We start from the raw sequence: 14,671 nt of genomic DNA, 5'->3' as shown, positions 1-14,671 counted from the left end.
GCCCGCCGGTCGCGTGCTCAGGCCGGACCGTCGAACGGGACCGAGGCGTCCAGGGCGAACCAGCCCATCGGCACCCGCTTGGCCCCGGTCAGGAAGTAGCTCGGTCCGAGCCACAGATCCGGTTCGATCTCGCGCAGCTCGTCGTAGATGCGGCGCGCCGGTCGGCGTGATCCCACGCGCGGGTCGTCGTAGTCGAACAGCACCGCCGCCCGGCCGTCGATCACCGAATCACCCACCCTCGCCACGAAATTCAGCGCGCGTACACCGCCGAGCACGCGGAAGACGTTGTGCCCCACCGCGGTGCCGTCATCGAGATGGCGCAGCGATTTCGCCACCCAGAAATAGGACGGTCGCGCCATCAGCGGGCCGAGCACGCGCTCGGCGGCGCCGGGGAACGACCGCATCGACACATCGCCGTCCAGGCGCGCGAAGTCGGCGGCCGAGGTCGCGGGAGCCCGGTCGAACAGCGCGCGGAACGTCGCGACGCCCGCCGCGGACAGCCCGTCCAGGCGGGGGCGGTGATCGGAGGGGCGGCGCACCGGCATCAGGCCGGCGGCGGACAACGGTGTCATGGGACGACTCGATTCTGCTCGAAGCGGTGCACTTCGCATGGTGCCAACATCCGGTGCCCCGCGGCACCGGATTCACGGATCGGCGGGCGAGTCCCGGCAACGACGAAGGCGGTGACCCGGACTGTCCGGATCACCGCCTTCGGTGTCGTCGTGCGCTCAGCGGCGCAGGGCGTAGGGCTCGATCGCGCCGCGCTCGAGTGCCCGCGCGTCGATGGTCTCGGCGCGGTAGGGGAGCAGGGCCAGCCGGTCGGTCATGCCGCGCACCGGGTCGTCGATCTTCTCGTTCAGGCCGAACAGGAAGGTCCACTCGTGCTCGTCGCTGCCGTAGGGCACCACGGTGGCGAACTGCTCGTGGAACCGGCCCCACGAACGCTTGAGGGTCTCGTTGCGCCACATGGTCGCGCACCCGGCCTGGGCCGACAGCACACCGCCGGGAGCCAGCAGCGCCTTACATCGGGACAGGAACTCCGCCTCGTAGAGCCGGTTGTGCTGGGCGTCCTCGACGCGCTCGTCGGGCAGGTCGATGACGATCACGTCGTAGCGGGTGCCCGCCTCCTGCGCCTTGGCCAGGAAGTCCCAGCCGTCGGCGTAGTGCACGTGCACCGGGCCCTCGCCCGCCACGGCCGCGGCCAGCTCCTGCGGGGTGTAGCCGTAGGGCAGGTGCCGCGCGCACAGCTCGACCTCGCGCTGGTCGATGTCGACGTGGTCGACCAGGCTCGCCCCGGCCGCCACCGACATCTGCGAGGCCACACCCTCGCCGGAACCGATGATCAGCACCCGGTCCAGCTTCTCGGCCAGCACGAACGCCGGAACCATCATGGCCTCGTGGTAGGTGAGCTGGGAGAACTCGGTGGACTGGCGGTCGTCGTCGGAGAACAGGGAGATGCCCTGATCGGTGCGCGCGATCACCATGTGCTGGAACGGGGTGTTCGTGTCCACGATCACCTCGTGCAGATCCCAGATCCGGGTCAGGCCGTCGCCCACCGGTTCGTAGATCTTCTCGGCACCGTGGCCGCGCTGGACGACCTTCATCCGAACTTCCTTGGGAGACAGCTTGTCTCGCAGGAGTTCCACCGCCTTCGTCGCGCCCGCGCCGATGCTGCCGCAGGTGAAGACGTCGACGAAGATGTCGCCGGACTCCGGATAGGTGTGAATCGAGGCGTGGGACTCCGACAACAGGGCGAGGACGGTCACCCCCTGCGGATCGAACTTTTTGTGAACGACATCGCAGATGGTGACGCCCGCCGCGATCAGAGACTCACGCAACGCCGATTCGAGTCGTTCGAGATCGTCACACAGGTCTGTGTCGACACCACCGAACTCGGCCAGCACGTGCCAGCCGGTGAATTCCGCCGTCATGGCAAACTCACTCTCGCTCAGCGCCCGAGACATGAACGGTCAAGGGCGGAAAACCATTGAAGGACACCGACGAATAACTCGCGGTATAGGCGCCGGTGTCGAGGATCTGGATCTGATCACCGGCTCGCAACGTGGTCGGCAGAAGGACCTTCGTGCGTTGATACAGTACATCGTCGCCGTCGCAGGTCGGACCCGCGACCACCGCCTCCGACACCGGATCGCCGTCGCGATCGGTGACGAAGCGATAGGCGATGTACTCGTTCTCCGTCTCGGCCATACCGTTGTACCGGCCGATGTCGAGATACACCCAGCGCCGCCCGTCCGGCGCGAATCGCACGCCGACGACCTCGGCGTGAATCGTGCCCGCGTCGCCCACCAGCGCCCGGCCCGGTTCGACGATCAGGGCGGTGTCGGCGGGCAGGAACCGCGCGGCGGCCGCGCGCATCGCGGCCGTGATCGCGGACAGCTCCGGCGCCGCGTCGGCATACGAGATCGGCAGTCCGCCACCGACATTCACCGCCGGGACGGTGATGTCCTTGGCCGCCAGCGCGCTCACGATCTGCCCGGCCTGCTCGATCCCGATCCGCCAGGCGGCCGGATCGAGCTGCTGGGAGCCGACATGGAAGTAGGGGCCGCCGACGGCCAGGCCGAGATCGCGGGCGCGCACCAGCAGGCGCAGCGCCTCGGCGGGCGCGCAGCCGAACTTGGTGCCGAACGGGGTGCGCGACTGCGGGGCCGAGGACAGGAACCGGCACTCGACCTCGGAGCCGGGCGCGTGCTCGGCGATCCGGGTGAGGTCGTCCTCGGTGTCGAAGGCGTAGCGGCGCACACCGAGGGCGAAGGCGCGCGCGATGTGGGCGCTCTTCTTGATCGGGTTGCCGTAGCACAGCGTCGCCGGGTCGATGCCCAGGCGCAGGCACTGGTCGATCTCGCCGAGGCTGGCGACGTCGAACTCCGCGCCCTCGTCCGCGAGCAGGGTGAGGAGCTCGTCGACCGGTGCCGCCTTCACCGCGTACCTGATCCGGGTGCCCGGTGCCGCCAGTGCGGCGTCGAGGGCTCGGTAGTTGGCACGTACCCGTTCGGGGTAGATGACAAGGTACGGGGATTCGGGCATAGTTGAACTTTCGGTCGGCGGCCGGGAGAGAGTATCAGCGGCGCCTACCCAAAAACGAATCCGTCAAACATTCGTCATATGGGTCCATGCGGATCCGGTATGACTCATCCCGCCGACACTGTGACCTCGTCGAACACGACCTCGCCCGCGGCATCGGACTCGTCGAGATCCACGATCGCCGTCAGCGCCCAGCCGTGGTCGCCGGCGGGGTCGTCGAGCACCTGGCGCACGTGCCAGAAGCCGGGACGCTTCTCCACTTGGAACAGCTGCGGCCCGCGCGCGTCCGGACCGGTGCCGAGCGTGTCGTACTCGTCGAAATAGGGCGCCAGGTCCTCGGCCCAGTCGGGGCCGGGGCCGAGTTCGTCCAGTTCGTCCCAGCGTTGCCGCGACGCCAGTTCCACCCGGCGGAACATGGCGTTGCGCACCATCACCCGGAAGGCGCGTTCGTTGGCCGAGATCGGGCGCACCGCCTCGGCGCCGAAGGCGACCTGCTCGGTGTCGGTCTCCGCGCCCGGGTTGGTGAGCTGTTCCCATTCGTCGAGCAGGCTCGAGTCGACCTGGCGGATCAGCTCGCCGAGCCATTCGGTGAGGTCGTCGAGTTCCTCGGTGCGCGCGGCCTCGGGCACGGTGCGCCGCAGCGCGCGGTAGGCGTCGGCCAGATAGCGCAGTACCACGCCCTCCGAGCGCGCCAGCTCGTAGAACGAGATGAGCTCGGCGAAGGTCATCGCGCGCTCGATCATGTCGCGCACCACCGACTTCGGCGACGGCGTGAACTCCGAGACCCACGGGTGCCCCGCGCGATAGGTCTCGAAGGCGGGCTCGATCAGCTCGGCCAGCGGCTTGGGCCAGGTGACCTCTTCCAGCAGCTCCATGCGCTCCTCGTATTCGATGCCGTCGGCCTTCATCTCGGCCACCGCGGCACCGCGCGCCTTGTGCTGCTGGGCCATCAGCAGCTGACGCGGGTCCTCGAGGGTCGCCTCGATCAGCGACACGACATCGAGGGTGTAGGTGGGGCTCTCGCGGTCGAGCAGTTCGAAGGCGGCCAGCGCGAACGGCGACAGCGGCTGGTCGAGGGCGAAGTCGCGCTGCAGGTCGACGGTGAGCCGGGCCATCCGGCCCTGGGCGTCGGGTTCGGAGAGCTGTTGCACCACACCGGCATCGCGCAGCGCGCGGTAGAGCCGGATGGCGCGCAGGATGTGCCTGCGCTGGGCGGGGCGCGGCTCGTGATTGTCCTCGAGCAGGTGCCGCATGGCGTCGAAGCAGTTGCCGGGGCGGGCGATCACATTGAGCAGCAGCGAGTTCGTCACCCTGAACCGCGAGACCATCGGCTCGGGTTGCGCGGTGACCAGCCGGTCGAAGGTCTCCTCGCTCCAGGACACGAAACCCTCGGGTGGCTTGCGGCGCTGGACTTTTCGCTGTTTCTTGGGATCGTCGCCCGCCTTGGCGAGCAGGCGGGCGTTCTCCACCTCGTGCTCGGGGGCCTGCACCACCACGGTGCCCATGGTGTCGAACCCGGCGCGTCCGGCGCGTCCGGCGATCTGGTGGAACTCGCGGGCCTTGAGCCTGCGGGTGCGCACGCCGTCGTATTTGGTGAGCCCGGTCAGCAGCACGGTGCGGATCGGGACATTGATGCCGACGCCGAGGGTGTCGGTGCCGCACACCACCTTCAGCAGCCCGTCCTGGGCCAGCTTCTCCACCAGCCTGCGGTACTTGGGCAGCATGCCCGCGTGATGCACGCCGATACCGTGGCGGATCAGGCGCGAGAGCGTCTTGCCGAAGCCCGCCGCGAAGCGGAACTCGCCGATGGCCGCGGCGATCGCGTCCTTCTCGGCGCGGGAGGCGAAGTTCACACTGGTCAGCGCTTGGGCGCGCTCGAGGGCGGCCGCCTGGGTGAAGTGCACGACATACACCGGCGCCTGATGGGTGGTGACCAGCTCTTCGAGGGTCTCGGTGATGGGGGTGCGCACGTAGGAGAACGTCAGCGGGACCGGGCGCTCGGTCCCGGCGACGACCGCGGTGCTGCGGCCGGTCCGGCGCTCCAGGTCGGTGGCGAAGAAATCGACCTCGCCCAGCGTGGCCGACATCAGCAGGAACTGCGCGCGCGGCAGCTCGACGATCGGCACCTGCCACGCCCAGCCGCGGTCGGGGTCGGCGTAGAAGTGGAATTCGTCCATCACCACCTGGCCCACCTCGGCGGCCGCGCCCTCGCGCAGGGCCAGGTTGGCCAGGATCTCGGCGGTCGCGCAGATGATCGGGGCGTCGGCGTTGACCGCGGCGTCACCGGTGACCATGCCGACGTTCTCCGCGCCGAACACCTCGCACAGCGCGAAGAACTTCTCGCTGACCAGCGCCTTGATCGGCGCGGTGTAGTAGCTGCGCTGCCCGTTGGCCATGGCGAACAGGTGCGCGCCGACCGCGACGAGCGATTTGCCCGACCCGGTCGGCGTCGCCAGGATGACATTGGCGCCCGAGGCCAGCTCCATCAGCGCCTCGTCCTGCGCCGGATACAGGGTGGTGCCCTGCTCGTCGGCCCACAGCGCGAACGACTCGTAGAGGGCGTCGGCGTCGGTCCCGGGAATGTCGAGCAGGTCGGTCAGATCCACTCCGACCACCCTAGTGGGTCGGGTGCTCAGTCCTTGCCGTCGGCGGCGGTGTCGCCGTAACCGCCCTGTTCGGCCAGGAAACGCTCGAACTCGGCGCCCAGTTCGTCGCCGCTGGGCAGCTCGCCGTCACCGGCCAGCAAACTCGACTGGCCCTCTTGCGCGGTCACGAAACTGTCGTACTGGCGTTCCAGCGCGTGGACCACCGTCTCGACCTCCTCGTTGCCGGCGATGTGCTCGGCGACCTGCTCGCGCACCCGCGCCGCGGCCTCACCCAGCGCCGCCAGCGGCAGCTCCAGGCCGGCGTTCTCGGCGACGTTCTCTAGCAGGGTCTGGGCGGCCTCGGGATAGTCGGTCTGGGCCAGGTAGTGCGGCACGTGCACCGAGAACCCGACCGATTCGTGCCCGTGCTGGGCCATCCGGAACTCCAGCAGCGAGGAGGCGCTGCCCGGCACCTGCAGCTCACCGGGCCAGCGCTGATGCTCGCCGATCAGCGACCGGTCCGAGGAGTGCGCGGTCACGCCCAGCGGACGGGTGTGCGGAATGGCCATCGGGATGGCCGACAGGCCGATCGTGCGCCGCACACCGAGCTGTTCGGCCAGCAGCCGCACCGCGGTGGTGAACTTCTCCCAGCGCAGATCCGGCTCCAGGCCGGACAGCAGCAGGAACGGGGTGCCCGCGGTGTCGCGCAGCGCCCACAGGTTCAGCTCGGGCTCGGCGTAATCGGAGAAATGGTCGGTCTTGAACGTCATCAGCGGACGGCGCGAGCGGTAATCGAGCAGCTCGTCGACGTCGAAGGAGGCGACGAGCTCGGATTCGAGGCTCTCGCGCAGGTGTGTGGTCGCCAAGCGGACGGCGTGTCCGGCGTCGGTGAAGCCTTCCAGGCCGTGGACCAGCACCGGGCCCGCACCGTCGTCCGAGGACAGCTGCGGCGCCGGGAACTCCAGCTCGTACATGTGCGACTGGTCATCCATCGCGGTTCTCCTTCCTGCGCGGTCCACCATCGCTCGCGGCGGGGGAGGCGTTCTCCATTGTCCCCCATACGAGCACTCGCCCTGCACACGGCCGGAGGACGGCTCGTCTCCGAGGGTCAACAGCGTGCGGCGCCCCCGAATTCCCGGCGTGGCGGCCGCGGCCGGATCCACGCCGTGCGGCACAGTGGAACGTGTGAACGTGGTGGAGACGACACCGGGCCGTGCGCTGTGGATCGCGCGCGGGCTGCTGGGCGGCCTGGCCGTCGGCGCGGTCGCGGTGCTGGCGGGATGCGGTCAGAGCGTCAGCGGCACGCCGGTGGCCGGCAGCGCGGTCGCCGTGCAGCACGTCGAGGGCGCGCTCGCCGATCTGCTGCCCGCCCCGGACCGGTTCCCGGCTCGCTATCCCGCGGTCGTGCTCCCGCCGCAGGCGGCCGCGGCGGCGGTCGGCGACCTCGACGGCGTGGGCGCCGGGGCGACCGTGCGACCGGCCACGTGCACCCCGCCCGACCCCGAACCCGGTGCCGAACCGGCCGCGGTGGCCGTCGGCAACGACGACGCCACCAGGACCTCGCTGACGGTCGAACTGTCGCGGACCACGGAAACGCTGGGCGAACTGCGCGCGCGGCTCGTCGGTTGCGAGCAGATCCGGGTCAGCCGGGCCGGGGCGGAATCGGTGGTGTCCACGACAGTCGGCGCGACGGTGCCCGCGGGCGCCGACGACGCGGTGTCGTTGCGCCGCACTGTGGTTCCCGAGGTGGGCGGCGCCGGGCTGACCCAGACCATGCAGACCTCGGTCGGCCAACTCGGTGATGTGCGAATCACGGTGACGTCCATGACATTCGGCGATACGGCGCCGGACGCGGCCGCGGTGGACGAGCTGTTCGCGACGACCGTGCGCTCGGTGCGCGGCGAGTGAGCCGGGCCTCTACCACGCCGGTCCGACAGATCCGTCCGGCCGAACGGGCTCGTACACCCGGTGTTCCACAGGCGAACCGCTGTCCACAGGGCAACTGAAAGCCCTGGTCGCGCAGACGGGATCGTGGTAGGCGCGGCGCACTGTGGAGTCATGACCTCTTCGACGAACTCGCCCCGCCGGACCCTGCGCACCGGCCCCTTCCCCCGGGCGCTCACCTGTGCCGAATCGACCCCCGTCTATCCCGGTGAGATACCGCGCAGGCTGCTGCGGGTGGCGGACGCGGGCGAACTGATCGCCGCGCTACCCGCCATGCTGGGTTTCGTTCCCGAACGCTCGCTGGTCGTCGCCGTCCTGCACGGGCCGGGCCAGGTGGGTGGGGCGGCGATCGAGGCTGTCGTCCGCTTCGATCTCGACGGCGCGGGCGATCCCCGCCACATCGAGCAGTTCACCGCCTGCGTGAGTGGGGTGGTGGTCCGGGAACAGGGGACGGGGGTGCTGGCGATCGTCGTCGACGATCGCGCGCCGTCCTCGGCGGCGGCGCTGCTGCGGACCGCGGTACTGCTGGACGCGCTCGGCGCCGAGGGGATCGCGGTGCGCGGTGCCTGGTCGGTGCCCGCCATCGCGGCCGGTCAGCGGTACCGCAATCTGTTCGAGCCGGGCGCGGACGGCTACGTCGGCGACCCGGCGGCCTCGATGATCGCGGTGTCGCAGGTGCTCGACGGCAGGCAGATCCGCCGCTCACGCACCGAACTGACGGCCTTGGTCGCGGCCGACGAGCTGCGCTGCGCGCGGCTGCGCCCACTGCTCGACCCCGCGGTCCGGCACTATCGCGACCGGCTGGCCGCCGCGCAGCGGTCCGGTCAGGGGCCCGCCTTCCAGCGGCGCGCGCTGGAATGGGTGCTCTGGCAGATCGCCGACACCGAATCCGGGGTGCCGCGCGACGAGCGGGAACTGGCCCGGCTGGCCGCCACGCTGCGCGACCGGCCGATCCGCGACGCGATGTACGGGCTGGCGCTGGGCGATCACGCCGAGGCCGCCGAGCAGTTGTGGGCGCAGCTGGCCCGGGCGACACCGGGCGCCGACCGGGCCGAAGCCGCCGCGCTGTTGGGCTTCAGCGCCTATCTGCGCGGGGACGGCCCGTTCGCCGGCATCGCGCTGGCCGCCGCCGTCGACGCCGACGCCACCCATCCGATGGCGGTCCTGCTCGAGACCTCGCTGCAGAGCGGGCTGCGCCCCGAAAGCCTGCGCAAGCTCGCCCACTGCGGTCACCAGATCGCCGCCGATCTCGGCGTCGACATCGGCCCGGTCGAGCCGTGAATCCGCGCCGCGGCGATCAGCGGGCGCTGTGCGCCGCGTCGCCCAGCGAACGCAGGAATTCCCAGGCGTCGGTGACGATCTCGTCGAGATCGTTGTGCTCGGGCCGCCAGCCCAGCTCGGCCACGGCACGCTCGCTCGAAGCGATCAGCACGGCCGGATCGCCGGCGCGGCGCGGGGCGTCGATCGCCTCGATCGGCAGACCGGTCACCCGCTCGCAGGCCGAGATCACCTCACGCACCGAGAAACCCGTGCCCGAACCCAGGTTGAGGATCCGGTGGCTGCCCGGCTGCGAGGAACCCAGCGCCAGCAGATGCGCCTGCGCCAGATCACGGATGTGGATGTAGTCACGCACGCACGTACCGTCGGCCGTCGGCCAGTCGGTGCCGTAGACCGAGATGGCCTTGCGGTGCCCGAGGGCCACCTGCAACACCAGGGGGATCAGATGTGTTTCCACGACCCGGTTCTCACCGAGTCCGCCGTAGGCGCCCGCCACGTTGAAATAGCGCAGGCTCGTCGCCGCCAGACCGTGCGCCACCGCGTAGGAGGTGATGGCGTGGTCGATCGCCAGTTTGCTCGCGCCGTACGGGTTGGTCGGGCGGGCGGGCGCGGTCTCGGTGATCGGCACCTGCTCGGGCTCGCCGTACACCGCGGCGGTGGAGGAGAACACCAGGCGCGGAGTACCGGTCTCGCGGATCGCCTCGAGCAGCGTCAGCGTCTTGACCACGTTGCCGTGCCAGTACTTGGCGGGCTGTTCCACCGACTCGCCGACCAGCGACTGCGCCGCGAAATGCAGGACACCGTCGAAGGATTCGGCCCGCAGCAGCTCCGGCGCCGCGACCGCGATGTCGCCCTCGACGAACCGCGCGCCCGCGGGCGCGCCCGCGGCGTTACCGGTCGACAGATCGTCGACGACGACCACCTCGTGGCCCTGTTCGAGCAGGACCGCGGCGCAGACGCCGCCCACATAGCCGGCTCCGCCGGTGACCAGGAGTTTCACGGATCAGACCAGCCTCACCTGGACGGCGTGCGCCATCTCCTCCGACAGTTCGAAACCGCTGTGTCCCGGCACCGTGATCAGCACCGCACCCGGCTTGGTCTCCACGGTGACACGCGCGTCGGGCACCACGCCGGCCTCGCGCAGCCTGCCGATCACCTCGGGATCGGTCTGGATGTGCTCGGCGAGCCTGCGCACGACCACCGCGTGCAGCGAGCCGTTGGGCAGGTCCGAGAGCCGCACCAGGGTCTCCTCGGCGGCCGGGGCGTCACCGAGACCCAGTTCGTCGAGGCCGGGGATGGGGTTGCCGTAGGGGGAGGTGGTCGGGTGGTTGAGCACCTCGATCAGGCGCCGCTCCACCTCCTCGCTCATCACGTGCTCCCAGCGACACGCCTCGGCGTGCACGTTCTCCCAGTCCAGGCCGATGATGTCGACGAGCAACCGCTCGGCGAGCCGGTGCTTGCGCATCACCGCGATGGCCATGGCGCGGCCCTTGTCGGTCAGTTCGAGGTGGCGGTCGCCCGCGACGAGCAGCAGTCCGTCGCGCTCCATCCGCGCGACTGTCTGGCTCACCGTCGGACCACTCTGCTCGAGTCGTTCGGCGATGCGCGCGCGCAGCGGCACGACGCCCTCCTCCTCGAGGTCGTAGATGGTACGGAGATACATCTCCGTGGTGTCGACCAGATCCTTCACCTGTTACCCCTTCGTCGGCAGGAATTCTACCCGCGCGCGAACACCTGTTCGCCCGCTGGACCGGCGGCCCTATTTCTACTGCATGTCAACGCCGCACGGGGTCCGCTGCTTCCGGCTAGCGTGGCGGGCATGGTCACATCGCCGCGCCGTGTCGACGCGGGCACCGTCGTCTGGACCGAGCGATTCCTCGGTTACACGTGGAGCCCGGAGCATCCGATGAAACCGGCGCGCCTGCAGTTCACCATGTCACTGGCCGAAAGTCTGGGCCTGCTCGACGGTGTCGAGCTGCTGGCCCCCGGTGCGGCGACCCGCGCGGAACTCATGCGGGTACACACCAGTTCTTACATCGACGCGGTACGCCGGGCCGGATCGGGGCCACCCTCGGCCGAGGACACCCGGTACGGACTGGGCACCGCCGACAACCCGATCTTCCCCCGGATGCACGAGGCGGCCTCGGTGATCGTCGGCGGCACGCTGGCCGCGGCCGCGGAGATCGCGGCGGGCCGGACCCGGCGCGCGGTGAGCATCGGCGGTGGAATGCACCACGCCATGCCCGATTCGGCGGCGGGGTTCTGCGTCTACAACGACGCGGCGATCGCGATCTCGTGGCTGCTCGACCACGGCTTCGACCGCATCGCCTACCTCGACGTCGATGTCCACCACGGCGACGGCGTGCAACGCGCGTTCTACGGCGATCCCCGGGTGCTCACGATCTCGCTGCACCAGCATCCGGCGACGTTGTGGCCCAACACCGGCTGGCCGGAGGAGACCGGTGTGGGCGAGGCCGAGGGCACCGCGATCAATCTGCCGCTGCTGCCCGGCACCCGGGATGCCCAGTGGCTGCGCGGTTTCCACGCGGTGGTGCCCGGTGCGGTGGCCGCGTTCGGCCCGCAGATCATCGTCAGCCAGTGCGGGGTGGACACCCACCGGGAGGACCCGCTGGCCGATCTGGAACTCACCGTCGACGGCCAGCGCGCGGCCTTCCTGGCCATGCGTGAGCTCGCCGACCGCTACGCCGAGGGCCGCTGGCTGGCGATCGGCGGGGGCGGCTACGGGGTGGTCCGGGTGGTTCCGCGGGCCTGGACCCACCTGCTGGCCGCCGCGCTGGACCGGCCACTGGATCCGTCGACCCCGATCCCCACCAACTGGATCGACCAGGTGCGCGCGGCGGCCCCGCGCGTGCAACCACCCACGACCATGGGTGACGGGGGTGACACCGCCTACCGCCGCTGGGACGGGCCCGGCGGCACCCCCGAGATCGGTGACGCGGATCAGATCCGGGCCCAGCGCGCGGTCGACACCGCCATCACCGCCACCCGGCGCGCGAGCTTCGGTCTGCTCGGCCTGGACCCGGAGGATCCCCGTGACTGAGCCCCTGCTGCCCGACACCCCCGACACCCCGGCGAATCCGCCCGCGCCCCCGCCGCAGTGGTTCGGTGACGTGCTCGCCGCCGACGGTGGCGTGGTGCGGATCCGGCCCATCGTGCCCGCCGACGCCGAGGCGCTGGCCACCTTCCACACCGGCCTGTCCGAACGCACCCGGTATCTGCGCTATTTCGGTCCGTACCCGCGGATCTCGCCCAAGGACATGTACCGCACCACCCACGTGGACTACCACGACCGGGTCGGGCTGGTGGCGGTGCTCGGCGAGGCGATCATCGCCGTCGCCCGCTACGAGCTGCTGGATCGCCCCGGCCCACGGGCCGCGGAGGTGGCCTTCGTCGTGGCCGACGAGCATCAGGGCCGCGGGCTCGGTTCGGTGCTGCTGGAACATCTCGCCGGCGCCGCGGCCGAGAACGAGGTGGTCGCCTTCGTGGCCGAGGTGCTGGCCGAGAACGAGGGCATGATCACCGTCTTCCGCGAGGCGGGCTACCAGTTGCAGCGCAGCCGCGACGGTGCCGAGGTGCACCTGGAATTCGCCATCGACCCCACCGAAGCGCTACGGACCGTACGGGATTCGCGGGAGGCGGCCTCCGAGGCGCGCAGCGTCGGTAACCTGCTGACCCCGGGCTCGGTCGCGGTCATCGGCGCCTCGCCCGAACCGGCCAGGGTCGGCGGCGCTGTGCTGGCCAACCTGCTGGCGGGTGGGTTCAGCGGGCCGGTCTACCCGGTGAACCCGAACCGGCGCTCGGTGCGCGGGGTGCGGGCCTACGCGACGGTGCGGGAGATCCCGGGCGAGGTGGACCTGGCCGTGGTCGCGGTGCCGCCCGCCGCGATCGGCTCGGTGCTCGACGACTGCATGGCCAAGGGCGTCAAGGGGCTGGTGGTGCTCACCGCCGGTTTCGGTGAGACCGGCGCCGACGGGCTGGCCGCCGAGCACGATCTGGTGGCCGCCGCGCGCGGGCACGGGATGCGGGTGGTCGGGCCCAGCGCGCTGGGGATCGCCAACACCGATCCCGCGATCGGGCTCAACGCCACGCTCGCCCCGGTGCTGCCCGAGCGGGGGCGCATCGGATTCTTCTGCCAGTCCGGGCCGCTCGGCGCGGCCATCCTGGGCGAGGCCGCGGCGCGCAACCTGGGCCTGTCGACCTTCGTCTCCGCGGGCAACCGCGCCGATGTCTCGGGCAACGACCTGCTGCAGTACTGGGACACCGCCGCCGACACCGAGGTGATCCTGCTCTACCTGGAGAGCTTCGGAAACCCGCGCAAGTTCTCCCGGCTGGCGCGGCGGGTGGCCCGCGGCAAACCGATCGTCGCGGTGAGCAGCGGCCGGCTCGCGGCGGGCGCGGACATGGACCGCACAGTGGTCCGGGACCTGTTCGCCCAGGCCGGGATCATCCAGGTCGACTCCATCTCCGAACTGTTCGACTGCGCGGCTCTGCTGGCCACCCAGCCGCTGCCGCGCGGGCCGCGGGTGGCGGTGATCGGCAACAGCGCCGCACTGAACTGGCTGGCCATCGACGCCGCGCACAGCGAAGGTCTGCGGGTGCACCGGCCCGCGACCCGCGTGGACCGTGGGCCCGGTGCCCGGCCGACCGAACGCGACGCCCACGCGGGCCACACCCACGCGGTGGGCGGACCGGTCGATCTGGGTCCCGAGGCCACCCCCGCCGACTATCGCGAGGCGGTGCAGGCGGCCCTGCGCAGCGAGGACGTGGACGCCGTCATCGCCGTCGTGGCCCCGCCGGTCCCGGTGCCGATGGGCGGTTTCGCCGACGCTTTGCGCGCGGCCGCGGCGTCGGCCCCCGGGGACGGCAAACCGGTGCTGACGACCTTCGTCGCCGAATCGGGCATTCCGCGGCTGCTGGCCGTCCGTACGACGGGAGCCGCGCCCGCCCGTGGTTCGATCCCGTCCTATCCGGACCCCGAGCGCGCGGCCAGGGCGCTGGCCCGGGTCGAACGCTACGCGCGCTGGCGGGACCGGCCGGTGTCTCCGGTGCGGCGCCCGCCGGGCATCGACACCGCGGCGGCGGCCGCGCTGGTGGAGGGCTGGCTGGCCGAGTCGGGGGGACGCTGGCTCACCGACGACGAGGCGGTCCAGTTGCTGCGCTGCTACGGCATCGAGGTGGTGGCGTTCCGGGCGGTGCGCAGTGCCGAGGAGGCGGTCGCGGCCGCTGCCGAACTCGGTTATCCGGTCGCGGCCAAGGCCACCGGTGAGCTGTGGCGGCGCCGCCCCGATCTGCTCGGTGTCCGACTGGATCTCTGGGGTCCGGAGGCGGTGCGCCAGGCCTACACCGATCTGGTCGAGATCTGCGGCGATCCGCTGCTGCACGTGCAGCAGATGGCCACCAAGGGGGTGGGTTGTGTCCTGCGGGTCACCGACGATCCCTCGTTCGGTTCGGTCATCCAGTTCGGGCTCTCGGGCATGATCATCGACCTGCTGGGGGATCGCGCCTACCGGGCGCTACCGCTGACCGAGGAGGAGGCCTCCGCTCTGATCGACGCGCCCCGTGCGGCGCCGCTGCTCTCGGGTGGGGCGGGCGGTCCCGCGGTCGACAAGGCCGCCTTGGCCGAACTCGCGCAACGCATCTCGGCGTTGTTCGACGACCTGCCGCAGCTGCGTGAACTGTCCTGCGACCCGGTGCTGGCGGCGCCCGCCTCGGCGGAGATCATCTACGCCCGCGCGCGCATCGGCCCCGAGCCCAGCCGCTTCGACACCGGTCCGCGCCGGCTGGCCTGAGCGAGGGCGGGT

The 14,671-nt window shown here is 71.1% G+C and carries 11 protein-coding genes; 4 read left to right on the top strand and 7 right to left on the bottom strand.

Annotated elements, in window-relative coordinates; genetic code table 11:
• Window positions 1-17 precede the first annotated feature (17 nt).
• From ACFC06_RS08150 to ACFC06_RS08130, 5 genes are all read right to left on the bottom strand, one after another.
• Window positions 18-572, bottom strand: a complete 555-nt coding sequence (locus ACFC06_RS08150; RefSeq protein WP_375929075.1) for a hypothetical protein — start codon at window positions 570-572, stop codon at window positions 18-20.
• Window positions 573-728: 156 nt separating this feature from the next.
• A complete protein-coding gene (gene speD / locus ACFC06_RS08145; protein WP_375929073.1) occupies window positions 729-1,931 on the bottom strand; it encodes an adenosylmethionine decarboxylase in 1,203 nt (400 codons plus the stop codon).
• A 7-nt stretch (window positions 1,932-1,938) separates the two neighbouring features.
• A complete protein-coding gene (locus ACFC06_RS08140; protein WP_375929071.1) occupies window positions 1,939-3,045 on the bottom strand; it encodes a type III PLP-dependent enzyme in 1,107 nt (368 codons plus the stop codon).
• Window positions 3,046-3,149: 104 nt separating this feature from the next.
• Window positions 3,150-5,648, bottom strand: a complete 2,499-nt coding sequence (locus ACFC06_RS08135) for a DEAD/DEAH box helicase (protein WP_375929069.1) — start codon at window positions 5,646-5,648, stop codon at window positions 3,150-3,152.
• 26 nt (window positions 5,649-5,674) lie between these two features.
• Window positions 5,675-6,619 carry a PAC2 family protein gene (locus ACFC06_RS08130; protein WP_336081751.1) on the bottom strand — a complete coding sequence of 315 codons (945 nt, stop codon included), beginning with the start codon at window positions 6,617-6,619 and terminating at the stop codon, window positions 5,675-5,677.
• A gap of 193 nt (window positions 6,620-6,812) precedes the next feature.
• Between ACFC06_RS08130 and ACFC06_RS08125 the strand changes: the two genes are divergently transcribed.
• Together ACFC06_RS08125 and ACFC06_RS08120 are read left to right on the top strand one after the other, a co-directional pair.
• Window positions 6,813-7,535 (top strand): sensor domain-containing protein, encoded by a 723-nt coding sequence (locus ACFC06_RS08125; RefSeq protein WP_375929067.1) that lies wholly within the window; start codon window positions 6,813-6,815, stop codon window positions 7,533-7,535.
• A gap of 150 nt (window positions 7,536-7,685) precedes the next feature.
• On the top strand, window positions 7,686-8,852 hold the full coding sequence (locus tag ACFC06_RS08120) for a DUF4192 domain-containing protein (RefSeq protein ID WP_375929065.1): 1,167 nt from the start codon (window positions 7,686-7,688) through the stop codon (window positions 8,850-8,852).
• A 16-nt stretch (window positions 8,853-8,868) separates the two neighbouring features.
• Here the strand turns inward: ACFC06_RS08120 and galE are convergent, their stop codons facing one another.
• Together galE and ACFC06_RS08110 are read right to left on the bottom strand one after the other, a co-directional pair.
• Window positions 8,869-9,849: a UDP-glucose 4-epimerase GalE gene (gene galE / locus ACFC06_RS08115; RefSeq protein WP_375929063.1), complete on the bottom strand. Its 981-nt coding sequence runs from the start codon at window positions 9,847-9,849 to the stop codon at window positions 8,869-8,871.
• Window positions 9,850-9,852: 3 nt separating this feature from the next.
• Window positions 9,853-10,539: a metal-dependent transcriptional regulator gene (locus tag ACFC06_RS08110; protein ID WP_375929061.1), complete on the bottom strand. Its 687-nt coding sequence runs from the start codon at window positions 10,537-10,539 to the stop codon at window positions 9,853-9,855.
• A 129-nt stretch (window positions 10,540-10,668) separates the two neighbouring features.
• Here ACFC06_RS08110 and ACFC06_RS08105 point away from each other — a divergent pair, with 129 nt between their 5' ends.
• Entirely contained in the window at window positions 10,669-11,910 is a 1,242-nt protein-coding gene (locus tag ACFC06_RS08105) for an acetoin utilization protein AcuC (protein ID WP_375929059.1), read from the top strand.
• The gene (locus ACFC06_RS08100; RefSeq protein WP_375929057.1) at window positions 11,903-14,659 is read left to right on the top strand and encodes a GNAT family N-acetyltransferase; all 2,757 of its coding nucleotides are present in this window, start codon (window positions 11,903-11,905) and stop codon (window positions 14,657-14,659) included. The genes ACFC06_RS08105 and ACFC06_RS08100 overlap by 8 nt, the downstream gene beginning before the upstream one ends.
• Window positions 14,660-14,671 lie beyond the last annotated feature (12 nt).

The organism is Nocardia sp. NPDC056064, from assembly GCF_042266925.1.
GTDB lineage: Bacteria > Actinomycetota > Actinomycetes > Mycobacteriales > Mycobacteriaceae > Nocardia.
This window is presented reverse-complemented; position numbering and strand designations above follow the sequence as displayed.

Coding starts and splice junctions, on each gene's coding strand:
- ACFC06_RS08150 (WP_375929075.1), bottom strand. CDS start 572: ATGACACCGTTGTCCGCCGCCGGCCTGATGCCGGTGCGCCGCCCCTCC.
- speD (WP_375929073.1), bottom strand. CDS start 1,931: ATGACGGCGGAATTCACCGGCTGGCACGTGCTGGCCGAGTTCGGTGGT.
- ACFC06_RS08140 (WP_375929071.1), bottom strand. CDS start 3,045: ATGCCCGAATCCCCGTACCTTGTCATCTACCCCGAACGGGTACGTGCC.
- ACFC06_RS08130 (WP_336081751.1), bottom strand. CDS start 6,619: ATGGATGACCAGTCGCACATGTACGAGCTGGAGTTCCCGGCGCCGCAG.
- ACFC06_RS08120 (WP_375929065.1), top strand. CDS start 7,686: ATGACCTCTTCGACGAACTCGCCCCGCCGGACCCTGCGCACCGGCCCC.
- ACFC06_RS08105 (WP_375929059.1), top strand. CDS start 10,669: ATGGTCACATCGCCGCGCCGTGTCGACGCGGGCACCGTCGTCTGGACC.